Annotated in this window: 13 protein-coding genes; 10 read left to right on the top strand and 3 right to left on the bottom strand. The window is 59.2% G+C overall.

Annotation, left to right across the window (positions count from 1 at the left end; translation table 11 throughout):
• Nucleotides 1-23: 23 nt before the first annotated feature.
• The 7 genes from IOB61_RS09540 (at nt 24) to IOB61_RS09570 (ending at nt 8,348) form a co-directional block, all read left to right on the top strand.
• Complete coding sequence (locus tag IOB61_RS09540) at nt 24-668, top strand: OmpA family protein (RefSeq protein ID WP_290815624.1); 645 nt, start codon at nt 24-26, stop codon at nt 666-668.
• A 2-nt stretch (nt 669-670) separates the two neighbouring features.
• Complete coding sequence (locus IOB61_RS09545) at nt 671-1,543, top strand: tetratricopeptide repeat protein (protein ID WP_290815627.1); 873 nt, start codon at nt 671-673, stop codon at nt 1,541-1,543.
• Nucleotides 1,528-2,709, top strand: a complete 1,182-nt coding sequence (gene tilS, locus IOB61_RS09550; protein WP_290815630.1) for a tRNA lysidine(34) synthetase TilS — start codon at nt 1,528-1,530, stop codon at nt 2,707-2,709. Before IOB61_RS09545 ends, tilS begins: the two co-directional genes overlap by 16 nt.
• Nucleotides 2,710-2,799: 90 nt before the next feature.
• Nucleotides 2,800-4,719, top strand: coding sequence for an ATP-dependent zinc metalloprotease FtsH (gene ftsH, locus IOB61_RS09555; protein ID WP_290815633.1), 1,920 nt, complete (start codon nt 2,800-2,802; stop codon nt 4,717-4,719).
• A 63-nt stretch (nt 4,720-4,782) separates the two neighbouring features.
• Nucleotides 4,783-5,076: a 4a-hydroxytetrahydrobiopterin dehydratase gene (locus IOB61_RS09560; protein WP_290815636.1), complete on the top strand. Its 294-nt coding sequence runs from the start codon at nt 4,783-4,785 to the stop codon at nt 5,074-5,076.
• Between the two features lie 128 nt (nt 5,077-5,204).
• Nucleotides 5,205-7,646: a DNA translocase FtsK 4TM domain-containing protein gene (locus IOB61_RS09565; RefSeq protein ID WP_290815639.1), complete on the top strand. Its 2,442-nt coding sequence runs from the start codon at nt 5,205-5,207 to the stop codon at nt 7,644-7,646.
• A gap of 78 nt (nt 7,647-7,724) precedes the next feature.
• Entirely contained in the window at nt 7,725-8,348 is a 624-nt protein-coding gene (locus IOB61_RS09570; protein WP_290815643.1) for an outer-membrane lipoprotein carrier protein LolA, read from the top strand.
• 250 nt (nt 8,349-8,598) lie between these two features.
• Here IOB61_RS09570 and IOB61_RS09575 read toward each other — a convergent pair whose 3' ends face one another.
• From IOB61_RS09575 to IOB61_RS09585, 3 genes are all read right to left on the bottom strand, one after another.
• Nucleotides 8,599-9,282 carry a hypothetical protein gene (locus tag IOB61_RS09575; RefSeq protein ID WP_290815645.1) on the bottom strand — a complete coding sequence of 228 codons (684 nt, stop codon included), beginning with the start codon at nt 9,280-9,282 and terminating at the stop codon, nt 8,599-8,601.
• A gap of 88 nt (nt 9,283-9,370) precedes the next feature.
• On the bottom strand, nt 9,371-10,375 hold the full coding sequence (locus IOB61_RS09580) for an NADP-dependent oxidoreductase (protein WP_290815648.1): 1,005 nt from the start codon (nt 10,373-10,375) through the stop codon (nt 9,371-9,373).
• On the bottom strand, nt 10,372-11,265 hold the full coding sequence (locus IOB61_RS09585; protein WP_290815651.1) for a hypothetical protein: 894 nt from the start codon (nt 11,263-11,265) through the stop codon (nt 10,372-10,374). The genes IOB61_RS09580 and IOB61_RS09585 overlap by 4 nt, the downstream gene beginning before the upstream one ends.
• Nucleotides 11,266-11,345: 80 nt before the next feature.
• Here IOB61_RS09585 and IOB61_RS09590 point away from each other — a divergent pair, with 80 nt between their 5' ends.
• From IOB61_RS09590 to IOB61_RS09600, 3 genes are read left to right on the top strand one after another with little or no spacing between them, the layout of a single operon-like run.
• On the top strand, nt 11,346-11,639 hold the full coding sequence (locus IOB61_RS09590) for a DUF1330 domain-containing protein (RefSeq protein WP_290815654.1): 294 nt from the start codon (nt 11,346-11,348) through the stop codon (nt 11,637-11,639).
• Complete coding sequence (locus IOB61_RS09595) at nt 11,639-12,430, top strand: hypothetical protein (RefSeq protein WP_290815657.1); 792 nt, start codon at nt 11,639-11,641, stop codon at nt 12,428-12,430. Before IOB61_RS09590 ends, IOB61_RS09595 begins: the two co-directional genes overlap by 1 nt.
• Nucleotides 12,431-12,466: 36 nt before the next feature.
• Nucleotides 12,467-14,785, top strand: coding sequence for a penicillin acylase family protein (locus IOB61_RS09600; RefSeq protein WP_290815660.1), 2,319 nt, complete (start codon nt 12,467-12,469; stop codon nt 14,783-14,785).
• The last annotated feature ends 208 nt before the right edge of the window (nt 14,786-14,993 follow it).

Consider the following 14,993-nt stretch of genomic DNA (forward strand, 5'->3'; position numbering starts at 1 on the left):
ATCCTTCATCCCAGGAGCCTGTTATGACCCCTTCGAAAAGCCTGATCCCGCAAGTCTCCGGTGCAAAGATTCGCTCGCTCTCCTTCATGCTTGTCTCCAGCATTGCTTTAGTAGCTTGCGCCAGCACCAAACCGGCCCAGCCAGTCGTGCCAGAAACCGTCGCACCCGTGGCGGCAGCCAATGCTGAAGCAGCACCAACGGTCGCACCAACCGCACCTGCCGCTAGCAGCGGTGTTGCGTCAGCCCCCTTGGCTCCAGCTGCCCCTGCGCCCGACGCGGGCCAGTCAGATGCCATGAACGCGGGCGAAAACCTGTCTCCGTTTGCCTCCATTGCCGAAGCGGGCGAGCGGGTCTTTTTCGAGACCGACCGCTTTGACCTGACAGACGAGGCCCGCTCTATCCTGACGCGCCAAGCTGCTTGGATCAGAGCCAATCCCGGCAAGCGCGTTTTGATCGCCGGCAATTGCGACGAGCGCGGCACGCGCGAATATAACTTGGCCTTGGGCGCCCGCCGGGCCAGCGCAGCGCGCGACTTCCTAACCAGCCTTGGCATCAGCCCAGACCGGATTGAAACCGTCTCTTACGGCAAGGAACGCCCGATTGATGATCGTCCAAATCCAGAAGGCTGGGCCGTCAACCGGAACGCGCATACGATGCTGCTGGATTAATCATGGCTAGATTTCACCTCGCCCCTTCGATCAAGCGCCAGATGGCAAAACCCTCACGCAAGGCGGCAAAGCCCCGCGTGTCGACTGGGGTATGCCTAAGCCTATGGATGGTTGGGGCGGGCGTGATGGTGATGGCTGAACCCGTTTGGGCGCAGGCGCGCGGTGCAAACCCGCCGCCTGTGGCCAAGCCAAACGGGCCTACCCCGGTTGTGATCCCGCCCGTTTCAGCCGAACCAATCTCAGCGCGCTTGATTATCCGCCTTGAACAGGTTGAGCGCCAAGCCGCCGAATTGACGGGCCGGATTGAAGTTCTCGAAGCGGAACTGGCCAAGCAGCGCGAAAGCCACGCCCAATTGGTGCGTGAACTTGAAGCCGAGCGTGCCTCAAAAATGGCGCTGGCGACAGCAGAGCCTGCGACGGTTGAGACCAGCGCCCCTGCGCCAGCCGAAGCACCAGCCCTGACCGCAGAGCCTGCCCCACCGCCCAGTGCCGAAGCTTTGTTCAATGCCGCCCAATTGGCGTTACAGCGCGGCGATTATCAGACGGCAGAAACCAATCTGAACACGCTGGTCAGCACATTTCCAACCGCGCCTGAAGGCATTGAAGGCCGCTGGCTTTTGGGAGAAGCCCGTTTCGTCCAGTCGGCATGGGGACCGGCAGCAGAAGCCTATTTAAGCTATTTGGATGCGGCACCGCAGGGGCGGCGGGCTTCAGAATCGCTGGTTCGGTTAGCAGGCGCTTTTGGCCAATTGGGCAATTCGAAAATGCGCTGCCAAGCGCTGGCGGAGTTTAGACGCCGTACGCCAAGTCCAGACCCAACTTTGAAAGCGCGGGCAGATGCCGAAGTGGCGCGGTCGCCATGCCCGACCACCTAGCGGCCAAAGGCGTGGAAACGGGCCCTTCTTGCCCCATCGACCAAGCCTTACCCGCCCTCTTCCGCAAACTGGATGATTGGCACCTAGATTTCGGCAGCCCTTTCCTGATTGCCCTGTCGGGCGGCGGCGACAGCATGGCCTTATGCCACTTTGCCAGCCAGTGGGCGAAGGCCCGCAATGGGGCTGTGCACGCGGTCTCGATCGACCATGGATTGCGGCCCAGTTCGGCCGCAGACGCCGCCCAAGCCATCCAATGGGCTGAGGCGCTAGGCCTCACGGGTGAGGTGATCCGTCTGGCTCAGAGGCCTGCCACAGGCGGTCTACAAGAATGGGCGCGCCATGCCCGTTATGAAGCTTTGGCCAAAGTTGCCGCCCGTCTCGGGGCAAAAGTGATCTTGGTTGGCCATACGTGGGACGACCAAGTGGAGACCCTGTGTTGGCGGCTTGCCCGGCAAACCGGGTTGGATGGTTTGGCCGGCATGGCAGAGCTGGCGATAAACCCCGGCGCTGCCCCTGAAGCCCCAAATTTGCTTGGAAGGCCGCTTTTGGGGCTGAAACGGGCCGATTTACGCCAGTGGCTTCGCCGTAAGAGGCAAGACTGGCTGGAAGATGAGAGCAATCAGAATCTGGACTTTGCCCGCATTCGGACCCGGAAACTGGTTCGAGCCATGGCCGAAAAGGGGGTCAATCTAGACCGAATTATCCGCCTTGCGGCCACAGCCGACGCGCTGCGCACGCTTCAGGAGCAAGCAAGCCGAGCGCTTCTTGCGCGCTGCAATTTGTCCAACTCTGCCGCAGGCTGGCAGCTGGAAGCGGCAGGTTTTTGGGATGCAGAGGCCGTGATCGCAGAGCGGGCCTTGGGCTGGTTGATCTATAGCCTTACCCCAGTTGATCGCCCGCCAGAGGCCGACAAACTCAAGCGTTTATGGAGCGCGCTTGCGGCTAATCCACAGCGGGCACGAACGCTGGGCGGTGTCTTATTCGTGCAGCGGGGGGCGTATCTTCACGCCAAACTGGCCCCGGTCCGTCGCGACCAGAACCCCGCCAAAAGCCCCTCATCCCAGGGCCTATGGGCGCGTCTTTTTGCCGTTTCACGCCAACCACACGAATTTGTAACCCAATTAAATTGGATTCGCGCAGAAGACGGGCTTACATCATTGGATTGAACGACTATGTTAGACTCACCCGCGCTGAAATAAGGTGCTGGGTAGTTGATCACCCCCCATCGGGGGCGGTGATTTCAGAAAGAGATAACGATGAAGCTGCGCGATCTTGCAATCTGGGGATTTTTGGCCTTGGCACTGGTGACAGTGTTCACCTTAATGAACCGTCCTTCCCCTTCTGCCTCGATGACGACGATGGCCTATTCTGCTCTGTTGGACGAAGTGGACAATGGGCGGGTGAAGGAAGTCACCATTGTTGGCGACCAAGCCCGTGGTCGTCTGCAGGATGATAAGCCTTTCGTTGCCATGGTTCCCGCTCAAGCGACGGATTTTGTTGCACGCCTTGAGAAGGCCAATGTCGAAATTCGCGCAGAATCTGTGCCCCGCACGCCATTCTTGAGCGCGTTGATCGCGAACTTGTTGCCTTTGCTGATCATGGTCGGCCTGTGGTTCTTCCTGATGCGCCAAATGTCGGGCGGCGGTGGTAAGGGCGGGGCTATGGGCTTTGGCAAGTCCAAGGCAAAGCTTCTGACCGAAAACAAGAACAAAGTGACCTTTGACGATGTCGCTGGCATTGATGAAGCGCGCGAGGAATTGCAGGAAGTCGTGGACTTCTTGAAGGATCCGTCGAAGTTTCAACGCTTGGGCGGCAAAATCCCCAAAGGTGCGCTGCTGGTTGGCCCGCCAGGCACGGGTAAGACCCTGACCGCGCGTGCGGTTGCGGGCGAAGCCAATGTGCCCTTCTTCACCATCTCGGGCTCTGACTTTGTTGAAATGTTTGTGGGCGTTGGTGCAAGCCGCGTGCGCGACATGTTTGAGCAAGCCAAGAAGAATGCGCCCTGCATCATCTTCATCGACGAAATTGATGCGGTCGGCCGTCATCGCGGGGCCGGTCTCGGCGGCGGTAATGACGAGCGTGAGCAGACCTTGAACCAGCTTCTGGTCGAGATGGATGGTTTTGAAGCCAATGAAGGCATCATCATCATCGCGGCAACCAACCGCCCAGACGTGTTGGACCCAGCGCTGCTGCGCCCCGGCCGTTTTGACCGCCAAGTCACCGTTGGTCTGCCCGATATTTCAGGCCGCGAGAAGGTTCTGAAAGTCCATATGCGCAATGTGCCGCTGGCGTCTGATGTGGATGCTAAGACCATTGCCCGTGGTTGCCCTGGCTTCTCGGGCGCAGACTTGATGAACCTCGTCAATGAAGCGGCCCTGTTGGCTGCCCGTCGTGGCCGCCGCTTGGTCACCATGCAAGAGTTCGAAGACGCCAAGGACAAAATCCTGATGGGCGTTGAGCGCAAGACCATGGCGATGACGACCGAAGAAAAGAGCCTGACGGCCTATCATGAAGGTGGGCATGCTTTGGTGGCTTTGACCGTCCCCCATACCGACCCCGTCCATAAGGCCACCATCATTCCACGTGGCCGCGCCTTGGGCATGGTGATGCAATTGCCAGAGCGGGACAAATTGTCCTTTAGCTACCGCCAAATGATGAGCCGCTTGGCCGTGATGATGGGTGGCCGCGTGGCCGAGGAATTGGTGTTCGGGAAGGACGCCATCACCTCTGGTGCGTCGTCAGACATCGAACAAGCCACCCGCTTGGCGCGCGCCATGGTCACACGTTGGGGCTTCTCTGACGAATTGGGCACGGTTGCCTATGGCGAGAACCAAGAAGAAGTCTTCTTGGGCCATTCGGTCTCGCGCACCCAGAATGTGTCGGAAGCGACTGCCCAAACCATCGACAAAGAGGTTCGCCGCTTGGTCGAGTGGGGCAATGCCGAAGCAACCCGCATTTTGACAGAGCGCCGCGCCGATCTGGAAATCTTGGCGCAAGGCTTGTTGGAATATGAAACCCTGTCGGGCGAGGAGATCAAGATCTTGCTCGAAGGTGGCTCCATCAAGCGCGATGACGCCGTGACACGGCCACCGGCCGGGCCTTCTTCTGCCTTGCCAACCATTGGCAAGAAAAGCGGGGGGACAACCTCCACCGGCCCTGAACCCTCCCCGGCCTAACCCCATCAAACCCCTCCCAGATTGGGAGGGGTTTTTTGTAGGTAGCAGCTAGATGAGGACGACATGGCACGCGATTTGACGAAATTCACCCCGGCAGAAGCCATCGCCACCCTTTCAGGCTGGCAAGAGGTTGCCGGGCGCGCCGCGATCGAAAAAACCTATCATTTCGCCGATTTCAAACAGGCCTTTGGCTGGATGACACGCGTGGCCCTAAAGGCCGAGCAGATGGACCATCACCCCGAATGGTTCAATGTCTATGCGAAGGTCCATGTCCTTCTGGCAACCCATGATGCCGATGGGGTGACGAATTTGGACGTGGAATTGGCCAGCTTTATGGATGCCTGTGCGGCGAACTGAGACTTACGGCCCCTAATTTCAGAAAAAAAGAGTTAATTTAACTCGGTGATAACCACGCAAACCCTTTGTATCCCTTAGGACAATGGGGCCCCCTTGGGCCCTTTGCTATTGGCTTATGGGATTGTGACATGGGTGCGCGCACACGGTCAAAGATGGATGGGTTGCATTGGCGTCAGCGCGTCACGCGTGACGCGCTGTTAGGCGCTGGCATTGTGGCAGGATCGGCCATCAGCCTTGCAACCCTAACATTCAACGCCCAAGACCCCAGTTGGAATGTCGCGGGCGGCGAGAAAACAACCAATTGGTTGGGTGAGCCCGGCGCGGCATTGGCCGACTTTGTGCTGCAAATCCTGGGCATTGGTATTATCCCAGCCCTCTTGGCCCTGATTGGCTTTTGCTTCCTCGCGCTCTTGCACGGACCAGGTGGGGTTCCCCGCTTGCGCCTGCGCGCTTGGCTGGCCGCCCTTGGCGTTGTGATGTTTGCGGCCGCTGTTTCGGGCCTGCCCCATGCGCCATCTTGGCCGATGCGAACCGGGCTTGGCGGCTTGATTGGTGACGCCATCTTGCACGTCCTTGCCATGCCCTTTGCCGGGGCACAAAGTGGCGAAGGCTTTGGCGCCGTCATCGCCTTTGCGATTGCGCTGGCATGCGGGGCGGTAGCGATGCAATTAAAGCGCAGCGACCTTGATGCTGCAATTGATGCGGCGACCTATGGCTGGGCCAGCCTGCGGGTTGCCGCCGATGATGTGATGGCGCGCTTTGGTGGCACCAAAGCTCCGGCCCGCAAAAGCACCAGCACTGCCCGCAAAAAGTCTGAGCGCCCTGTCGCGACACGTGACATCGACCCCCATGATGTGGCCTCAATTGCCGCCCGCTTTGCCCCAACAGACGCCAAAGCCGGTGTCGCGCGCGATGTCTGGCGGGAGCCCGAGGTTCACACCACCACCTATGAAGCGCCCGGCTATCCCGCTGGCGATATTCCTATTGAGCGGCCCAAAGCCCCCCGCCAGTCCGAACGTGCAGGCCGCGAGGCACAAGGCGTTCTGCCCATGTATCCGGCAGGGCCAGACTTTGAATTGCCGCGCCTCGACCTTTTGGCCAAGCCAAAGCCACGCGTAGCCCATCATGATGAGGCTGGGCTTAAACAAAATGCCCGCCTGCTGATGACCGTTTTGAGCGACTTTGGCGTTAAGGGCGAAATCCTCAACGTCCGCCCGGGTCCAGTTGTCACCCTCTATGAGCTCGAGCCCGCTGCGGGGGTCAAATCGGCCCGCGTGATTGGTCTGGCGGATGATGTCGCGCGTTCCATGTCGGTGCAGGCCTGCCGGATTGCGGTCGTCCCTGGCCGCAATGCGATCGGGATCGAACTCCCAAATGCCCGGCGTGAAACCGTCTATCTGCGCGATCTGTTGTCGACCCAAGATTATGAAAGCGGTCGCCAAGAATTGCCGCTGGCCTTGGGCGAAACCATTGGCGGGGAGCCCTCGGTCGCAGACCTTGCCCGCATGCCGCACTTATTGATCGCAGGGACCACCGGCTCAGGTAAGTCGGTTGGTATTAATGCGATGATCCTGTCGCTTCTCTATAAGATGACGCCGCAGCAATGCCGTTTCATCATGATCGACCCCAAAATGCTGGAATTGTCGGTCTATGACGGTATTCCCCATTTGCTCGCCCCGGTTGTGACCGACCCGAAAAAGGCTGTCGCCGCCCTCAAATGGGCGGTGCGCGAGATGGAAGATCGCTATCGGAAAATGAGCAAGATCGGGGTGCGCAATATTGGTGGCTATAACCAGCGCGCCGCTGAAGCCCAAGCCAAGAATGAGACCTTCTCGCGCACCATGCAGACCGGCTGGGACCGCGAGACTGGGAAACCCATCTATGAGACCGAGACGTTTGAGTTAGATCACATGCCCTATATCGTCGTGGTGATCGACGAAATGGCCGATCTGATGTTGGTGGCGGGCAAGGATATTGAAGGCGCGGTGCAGCGCTTGGCACAAATGGCCCGGGCCGCCGGTATCCACTTGATCATGGCAACCCAGCGCCCGTCGGTCGATGTCATCACCGGCACGATCAAAGCCAACTTCCCAACCCGTATCTCCTATTCGGTGACGTCGAAAATCGACAGCCGCACCATTCTGGGTGAACAGGGTGCCGAACAACTCCTCGGCCAAGGCGATCTGCTCTATATGGCGCAGGGCGGGAAAATGCGCCGCCTGCACGGCCCCTTTGTTGCCGACAAGGAAGTGGAAGAAATTGTTGCCAGCCTGAAAGCGCAAGGCGCGCCGGAGTATTTCGACGAAATCACCGCCGATGCAGACGACGACAATCCCTATGCCGATGGGGCTGATCTCGATGGTATGGCAGGTTCTGGCAATGATTTGTTTGACCGCGCGGTTGCCATTGTGGCGCGCGACCGCAAGGCCTCGACCTCCTACCTCCAGCGTCGCCTATCCTTGGGCTATAATCGCGCGGCAAGCTTGATTGAACGCATGGAGCAAGAAGGCATGATCAGCCCCCCCAACCATGCCGGCAAACGCGAAATTCTGCTGCCGGATCATGGGTGAGGCTTGGGGCCATCCCAACCGCAGTCACGTCTTCCACTTGGCCGCAAAATCGCCGTATCGGAAAGCTAGAGCTTAGCCATGAACAGACGTCACCTCCTCCTCGCAGGACTTGTTGGCCTGATGCCGGGCATTGGCCAAGCACAAGCCTTATCCGGTGCCCAGCGTAGTGCTGCGATTGCCTCGCTGACCCAGTCGATCAATGCCATCACCCGAATTCAGGGCCGGTTCCTGCAGACCAATCCCGATGGCAGCACGGTCGGCGGGCGTTTTTGGCTGCAGCGGCCCGGTAGAGTGCGGTTTGAATATGATGCGCCCTCACCGCTCTTGCTGATTTCCGATGGCGCCACCGTTAGTTTGCAAGACAGGCGCTTGCGCACAACCGACCGCTATCCCTTGCGCAAAACCCCCTTGTATTTCCTGCTTAAAGCCAATGTGAGCTTGGAAAAGGACGTGCTGGTGACGGGGGTGGAAAAACGTGGCGGCATGACCATCATGGCCGTGCGCGATAAGGCCCGGCAAGCCGATGGCGAATTGACCATCATTTATGACGACACCGCCAAGCAATTGCGCGAATGGGCGATTGCGGACCGTCAAGGCCGCGTCACGCGCGTGCGCTTGGTGGAAGCGTCCACCGGGGCTGCGATCAATCAGAGCCTGTTTGCCACCCCAGGCCCCACGCGCAAATATGATCCCAAAAACTAAAGCTCGCGGAATTGTGACAATTGCGTCACACGCAACAATTAAATACTTTTAATCTTGCTTTTGTTTTGGAATGTGTCTATCTTGCAACTCATGGATGCAGGTCATCCGGACTGGCGTCGTCCCCCCGCTTTCAGTCCGCGACCGCAAGACCATCGCCGGCTTTCTCCCCGGCGCAGACCCGGCGTGCCCTGCGCTGATCGTCTGAACGCCCGGCCTTCATGGTCGGGCGTTTGACGTTTCAGGCCCTCGGCTAAAACGGTTTAACCGCGCCAAAAAAGGCGGTGGTGGCGATCCCGATCCAATAGCAATAGGCAATCATCCGGCCACGCCCGATGGAGATTTCCAACTGGGTTTGGGCGGCCTGATTCGGCCCTTCGGCGAGCACGCGAAACAAAGTCGTCCATTCCCGCATGATAAAGCGTAGGCCCAAGCCAAACACCAGCATCAGCGAATAGGTGAACATTTTGGCGGGATACCAGTAAGAGCCCGTCTCAATTGCCAGAGGGCCATGGCCTAAAAAGGCAAGAATCGACACCGCGAAGAGAGCGGGGATGAGGGCAAAGCGAACTTTCTCATCGAGCTTGGTCAGGGCGATACCGGCATCGGTCTCGCGCTTGATGAAGGCTGCCCAACACAGCGCCAACCAAGTCAATGCCAAGGCCCACATAATGCCCAAGCCAATCCCATCCAAGAAGGGCACAAACCCATAGAGATGGCCCATGTGCAGCCCAAGCGGCAACAGGAGAATAATGCCCGTGCGCGCCAAAATATCGATGCGATAGGCGGTCTCCATATGGCGGCGACGCTCGTCCAAGCTGAGGTCGCGATTGGTCACATGGTAGGAAGTTTGGAACACCCCCCACTCGCCACCCAACCAATAGACCATGGCCAATATGTGCAGCCAGCGAACGACATCGACTTCATTGATGACCATGTTTCCCCTTGGCCTCCCCTTTATGGTTTAGCCTCAGCTTAAATGATATATCCTTTCGCACAAGTGACAAAAGCGCGCACCTTGGCTGCTATTCGGGCGCAACGCCGACCACGGCTTTGCCAATGTTTTGGCCCTGCATGAGCCGCTCAAACAGGGCTGGGGCTTGGTCTAGGCCGGTCACGCGGTCCTCATGATAGATGAGGCTGCCTGCTTGGATCCATGCGCTTGCCTCTTTCACAAAGGCATCCCACAAAGGATAGAAATCATAGACGACAAGGCCCATGACTTGCGCCCGCTTGCCCACAATCAGCCCCGCATTCAGGCCGGGCGGGGGTTGGTCTGCATGATATTGATCGACAAGCCCGCATAAGACCATCCGCCCATAAAGCGCCAAGCGCATCAGCGCTTTAGACGCCATGTCGGTGGAGACATTTTCGAAATAGACGGTCGGGGCCTCTGGTAAGGCTTCTGTCAGCGCCTGCTCCCAGCCATCGCTTTTGTAATCGATACAGGCGTCAAAGCCGTAGGTCTCTGTCACCAAAGCACATTTTTCGGCGCCACCGGCAATACCGACAACCCGCTTTGCCCCTTTGATGCGCGCAATCTGGCCGACCGTGCCACCGACTGGGCCTGCCGCAGCATCGACCAGCACCACGTCGCCCGGGCCCACTTTGGCTAATTGCGTCATGCCCGCCCAAGCCGTCAGGCCCGGCATGCCCAGAACACCCGCATGGGCCGCCAAGGGGGCGGCTTTTGAGTTGAGCAGGCGAAAGCTGCCGGGGCCGAGATCGGCCATTTCCCGCCAGCCCACTTCCATGGCATGCACCCAATCCCCAGCCTTGATTCCTGCAGCCTTACTTTCCACGACCTGACAGACTGCGGCGCCCGGGATCGGGTCGATACCCGGCCGTGGGGCCGGTTCGCCCATATGCTTGCCGCGCAGGCGCGAGCCGACATAGGGATCAAGCGAGAGATGAACAACGCGCCCCAAAACGCCGCCTTCTGGACAGACGGGGGGATCCATCTCCACCACCGCAAAATCATGGGCGCAGGGCCGTGCCGTCAGGGCGTGCTTCAGGACGACCTGCTTCATAGCTCCACCACTTCAAACAAAATGCCATCAGGGCCGCGCAGGGTGGCCGCCCGCTTGCCTTGATAAATCTCGCCCTGATGCACGGTCGGGGGCGTAATCAGCCATTTGGCATGTTCGCGTACCCGCTCATGGAAGTCTGGCAGCACAATGGTCGAAAGACTAACCCCCTGTGGCAATCGGCCTTTCCAGCCCGGGCGCGGCCCTGCGGCTGGTGGCAATTGGTCAAACTCAAAGAAGACATCGCGGGCATGGGTTAGGGTTGCGATGGTGAATTTCTGCTCATAGGGCACACCAAAGGCATTGGCCAGCATGGTGTAGACAATGTCCATATCCCGACCAAAGCTTAAGCCCAGCACATTCTGACACCAGTTCAGCGCGCCTTGAAGGTCAGAGACCGCGCAGACATGGATGAATTGGCGGTCAATCAAGCTGGTGGCACGCGGCAGATCATACATGGGCAGATCGTCGCGAATTTGCGTGAGATAGACGATCTCATCATCCGGGCCTTGAACTTGCATCGGATAAATGGCTGGCATGCCATCCAATTCACGCGGCGGACCTATGATTTTGAACGGGCTTTGCAGCATCCGCTCATTCACTTTCAAAACGTCCTCGACGCAGATTTCAATGGCCGCCCAGCCATAGGTTTTAAGGGCCTCATAGTCGGGATGGGGCTGATCCTCGATCAGGCGCAGATAAATCTCAGCCCCACTTTCGGGCTGCATCACCACATAGGGCAGGCCCGCACTCTCGGGTGCGCCCCACGAACAGGCAAGGTCGCGCGCTAAGACACCGCTTTCGACCGTGCGATAAAACAGCCAGTCACGGTACAAGGCCTCAGACCGTTTCAGATCACGGACGTTTAATGTGGCAGCGCGCAAAAGTTTCACTTGCTTCCTCCCTATAAAGCAATGGATATATCTTTTGCTGAAATTATGGAAGCAAGCAAACCAAGAGTCGAGGACGGACCATGCCAGCCTATATGATTGTCACCGTGCGGGTTCACGATCGCGAGCGGTTTTTGGAAGTCTATGGCAAGCCCACGGCAGCCCTGATTGCCCGCTTTGGCGGCAAATATCTCGTCCGCGGGCCGGGGTGTGAGAGCTTTGAAGGCCCGCGTGCCAATGGCCTATCGGTTGTTGTGTCGGAATGGCCGAACAAAGCCGCCATTGAGGCCTTTTGGAATAGCCCTGAGTATCAGCCCCTGAAAGCGGCACGCCAAGCCATTTCAGAGGCCGATGTGCAAGTGGTGGAGGTGGCCTGATGCGCGCGCTGGCAGCCTTTACGATCGCCCTTATCGCTGCTGGATCGGCTTGGGCAAAAGGCTTACCCCCGCCGGGGCCGGACCAGCCCTTGATTGGCGCGCGGATGGAGAACCCGGCCTTAAGTGCGCGGACCATCGTTGAACGCGCAACAGCCCAAGCGGGCGGGGAAAGCTGGCGTCGCCCCACGACCCTCTATCTGGAAGGCTATGGCACCTTTTATGCCCCAGACGGCACACCCTTGATTAATGAAAGCCACAAGATGTGGCGCGTCTATCCCGAGTTCAAACCCCAAGCCCATAATGCCGATGGTAAAGTGCGGATTGAGAGCCGTCGGGGCGGCAAGATCGTGACATTCCTGGCCTTTGATGGCGCGCGAACCTATGGCCCAGACGGGGTTTTGCCCCCGTCGGCGGCAGATAAGCAATGGGCGGAAAATTTTGGCTTTGGCGTCATCCGCTTTGCCCTGGACCCGGGCTTTACCCTTGCCCGTCAGCCCGATGATCTGGTTGATGGCCAGCCCGTCTATCGGATCGAAGTCACAGACCCCACTGGGGCCAAGACCTTGTTTGGCATTTCGCGGGCCGATTATGCGATCCTGTCGGTCGGCTTTGCCACGCCACGCGGCTGGCATGAGCGCATCTATTCCGATTTCTATCAAAAGCCCGGCCTATCGTGGGTCCAGCCCGGCCGCATCCGCCTCTATTATAATGGGGTGAAGCAGAATGAGATCGTCTGGCGCGATTTCAAATTGAATGAGCCGATGGCGGATGGTCTTTTCACCGGACCATGATTAGGCTGCCCGTTTAGCGCAGACGGAGAGCGTGCCATGAAGCCTTGGATGATGCGGCCTATCTTACTGACCTTGCTGGCCGCAGGCCAAGCCCATGCGCAAAGCTTGCCGCCCAGCGTAACGCAAGAAGCGCGATCTTTACCGGGCCTATCCCAATCGGGTGAGATCATCATAGACCGCGCGGGCATTCCCCACATCTATGCGGCCAATGCGCGCGATGGCTTCTTCCTGCAGGGCTATGCCGTGGCGCGCGACCGGCTGTGGCAGATCGACTTGTGGCGCAAGCGCGGCCTCGGCCGCCTCGCCGCCAGCTTTGGCCCAAGCTATGTGGAACAAGACCGCGCGGCCCGCCTCCTCCTTTATCGCGGCGATATGGCCGCCGAATGGAAAGCCTATCCATCGGACGCCAAGGATTGGACCGAAGGCTTTGTTGCAGGGATCAATGCCTATATCGCAGAGACCGAGCGCGGGCAGCAAAAGCTTCCCATCGAGTTTGTCGCAACCGGCACACGGCCAGAGCGCTGGCAGGCCGATGATGTGGTGCGCATTCGCTCGAATGCTTTAGCCTCAAACCTCACCTCGGAAGTGGCCCGTGCGCGCGCATTATGCGGTGGGGATGTGAAGCTAGAGCCTTTGCGGCGCAGGCTAGAGCCCGCCACAGACGTCAAAATCCCGAAAGGCCTCGACCCCTGCAGCATTCCCCAAAAGGTCCTCGACACTTTCACGCTCGGCACCAGCGACGTGAAGTTTGACGGCAAAGTCTTGGTCATGGCCCGTCGCGATCATGAAAGCCAAGAAGGCTCCAACAATTGGGTGATCGGCCCAGAGCGCAGCGCCACCGGCAGGCCCATCCTGGCCAATGACCCCCATCGCGCCCAATCCATCCCCAATCTGCGCTATCTCTCGCACATTGATACGCCCGAATTGAAACTGGCGGGCGCAGGCGAACCAGCCCTACCCGGCATCAGCTTTGGCCATAATGGCGAGATTGCTTGGGCTTTGACGATCTTTGCGATCGACCAACAAGATCTGGTCGTCAACGATTCCAAAGTCGCCTTAAAAACAGTCCGCGAGACCATCGAAATCAAGGGCCAAGCCAGCCAAGAAGTCGTGCTGAAATTCAGTGCCGATGGGCCAATCCTCTATGAAGACCCCGCGACCCAAGCCAGCTTTGCCTTGCGCACGACCTGGAGCCAGCCCGGGGGCTCTGCCTATTTCAACGCGGCTTGGGCCTTTAAGGCAAAGTCGTGGGATGAGTTTTTGGTTGCCCGCAACCATTGGGGCGCGCCGCCGCTCAATCTGCTCTATGCTGACAAGAAGGGCGAAATCGGCTGGGCGCCGGGTGGCTTTGTGCCCACGCGCAAGGCGGGCGATGGCCTGTTGCCCGTACCGGCTGGCGATGACTACAGCTGGACAGGCTTGCTCGACCCCAAGCTCATGCCCGTCCAGCACAATCCGAAAGAGGGCTTCATTGCGACCGCCAATGAGATGAATGTGCCCGCGGGCTATCCCCACTTTCTGGCTTTGGAATGGGCCGACCCCAGCCGGGCGACCCGCATCCATGAAGTGATCCGGTCCAAGCCAAAATTCGGCCTCACCGACGCCATGGCCCTTCAGAATGATGTGACCTCCCCCTTCGCGCGGCGGACCGTGGCGCTGCTGAAAGACCTGAAAGGGCGAAGCCCAGCTGAAGTCTCTGCCCTGTCGCTCTTGGCCGGGTGGGATGGCACAATGGGGGCGGACTCTGCCGCTGCGGCCTTGTTTGAGATTTGGGTGGGCCGCTTTGTGGGCGAGAGTGCGGTGAAGCATGTGGTGCCTGAAGCTGCCCGCGCGACATTTGGCCGTCCGCCTGCAATCTCGGTCATTCCCGTGCTGGAGGCCGGATCCTTATTGGGCGCAAACCCCGCCCAAAAGCGGGGCGAAATCCTGCTTGAGTCGCTAGGCCTTGCTTGGGCTGAAGCCGAGCGTCTGATGGGGGCAGATGCGCGCCAATGGCGCTGGGGAAGCTTGCATGTCGCCGATTTTAGGCCCGCTTTGCCCATTCCCGGCCGCGACGCAGAGCGCCGCGTCGGCCCATTCCCCATCGGGGGCAGCGGCACAAGCCCCAATGCGACGAGCTGGACTGGCGACTATAAATTTGCCTCTGGCCCTTCGGTGCGCTTGGTGATGGACGTGGGGGCTTGGGATAATAGCGTCGTCATCAATAATCCCGGCCAATCGGGCGATCCTGCCAGCCCCCACTATCGCGACCTCTTCCCACTGTGGGCCAGCGGCCGTTACGTGCCCTTCGTCTGGACCCGTGCGCGTGTTTTGCAAGAGGCCGAACACGTCATCAAGATCGCGCCGGGGCAGTAGAAGCACGCCACGATGTCATCAAGTCAATTGTCATCCCGGACGGCGCAGCCGATCCGGGATCCCCTGCCGCAAAGTCCCACGAGGTCCCCGCTCGCAGCTCACGCTTCGGCGGGGATGACATCGTGGGGGGGGGAAGACGGAGCGCGCAACAAGGGTTGCGCATCTGCAAGCGCCAACAAGCGCAACTTTTGTAGATCGGAAGAGCACA

Source organism: Aquidulcibacter sp. (assembly GCF_020253525.1).
GTDB lineage: Bacteria > Pseudomonadota > Alphaproteobacteria > Caulobacterales > Aquidulcibacteraceae > Aquidulcibacter.

Coding starts and splice junctions, on each gene's coding strand:
- IOB61_RS09540 (WP_290815624.1), top strand. CDS start 24: ATGACCCCTTCGAAAAGCCTGATCCCGCAAGTCTCCGGTGCAAAGATT.
- IOB61_RS09545 (WP_290815627.1), top strand. CDS start 671: ATGGCTAGATTTCACCTCGCCCCTTCGATCAAGCGCCAGATGGCAAAA.
- tilS (WP_290815630.1), top strand. CDS start 1,528: ATGCCCGACCACCTAGCGGCCAAAGGCGTGGAAACGGGCCCTTCTTGC.
- ftsH (WP_290815633.1), top strand. CDS start 2,800: ATGAAGCTGCGCGATCTTGCAATCTGGGGATTTTTGGCCTTGGCACTG.
- IOB61_RS09560 (WP_290815636.1), top strand. CDS start 4,783: ATGGCACGCGATTTGACGAAATTCACCCCGGCAGAAGCCATCGCCACC.
- IOB61_RS09565 (WP_290815639.1), top strand. CDS start 5,205: ATGGGTGCGCGCACACGGTCAAAGATGGATGGGTTGCATTGGCGTCAG.
- IOB61_RS09570 (WP_290815643.1), top strand. CDS start 7,725: ATGAACAGACGTCACCTCCTCCTCGCAGGACTTGTTGGCCTGATGCCG.
- IOB61_RS09575 (WP_290815645.1), bottom strand. CDS start 9,282: ATGGTCATCAATGAAGTCGATGTCGTTCGCTGGCTGCACATATTGGCC.
- IOB61_RS09580 (WP_290815648.1), bottom strand. CDS start 10,375: ATGAAGCAGGTCGTCCTGAAGCACGCCCTGACGGCACGGCCCTGCGCC.
- IOB61_RS09590 (WP_290815654.1), top strand. CDS start 11,346: ATGCCAGCCTATATGATTGTCACCGTGCGGGTTCACGATCGCGAGCGG.
- IOB61_RS09595 (WP_290815657.1), top strand. CDS start 11,639: ATGCGCGCGCTGGCAGCCTTTACGATCGCCCTTATCGCTGCTGGATCG.
- IOB61_RS09600 (WP_290815660.1), top strand. CDS start 12,467: ATGAAGCCTTGGATGATGCGGCCTATCTTACTGACCTTGCTGGCCGCA.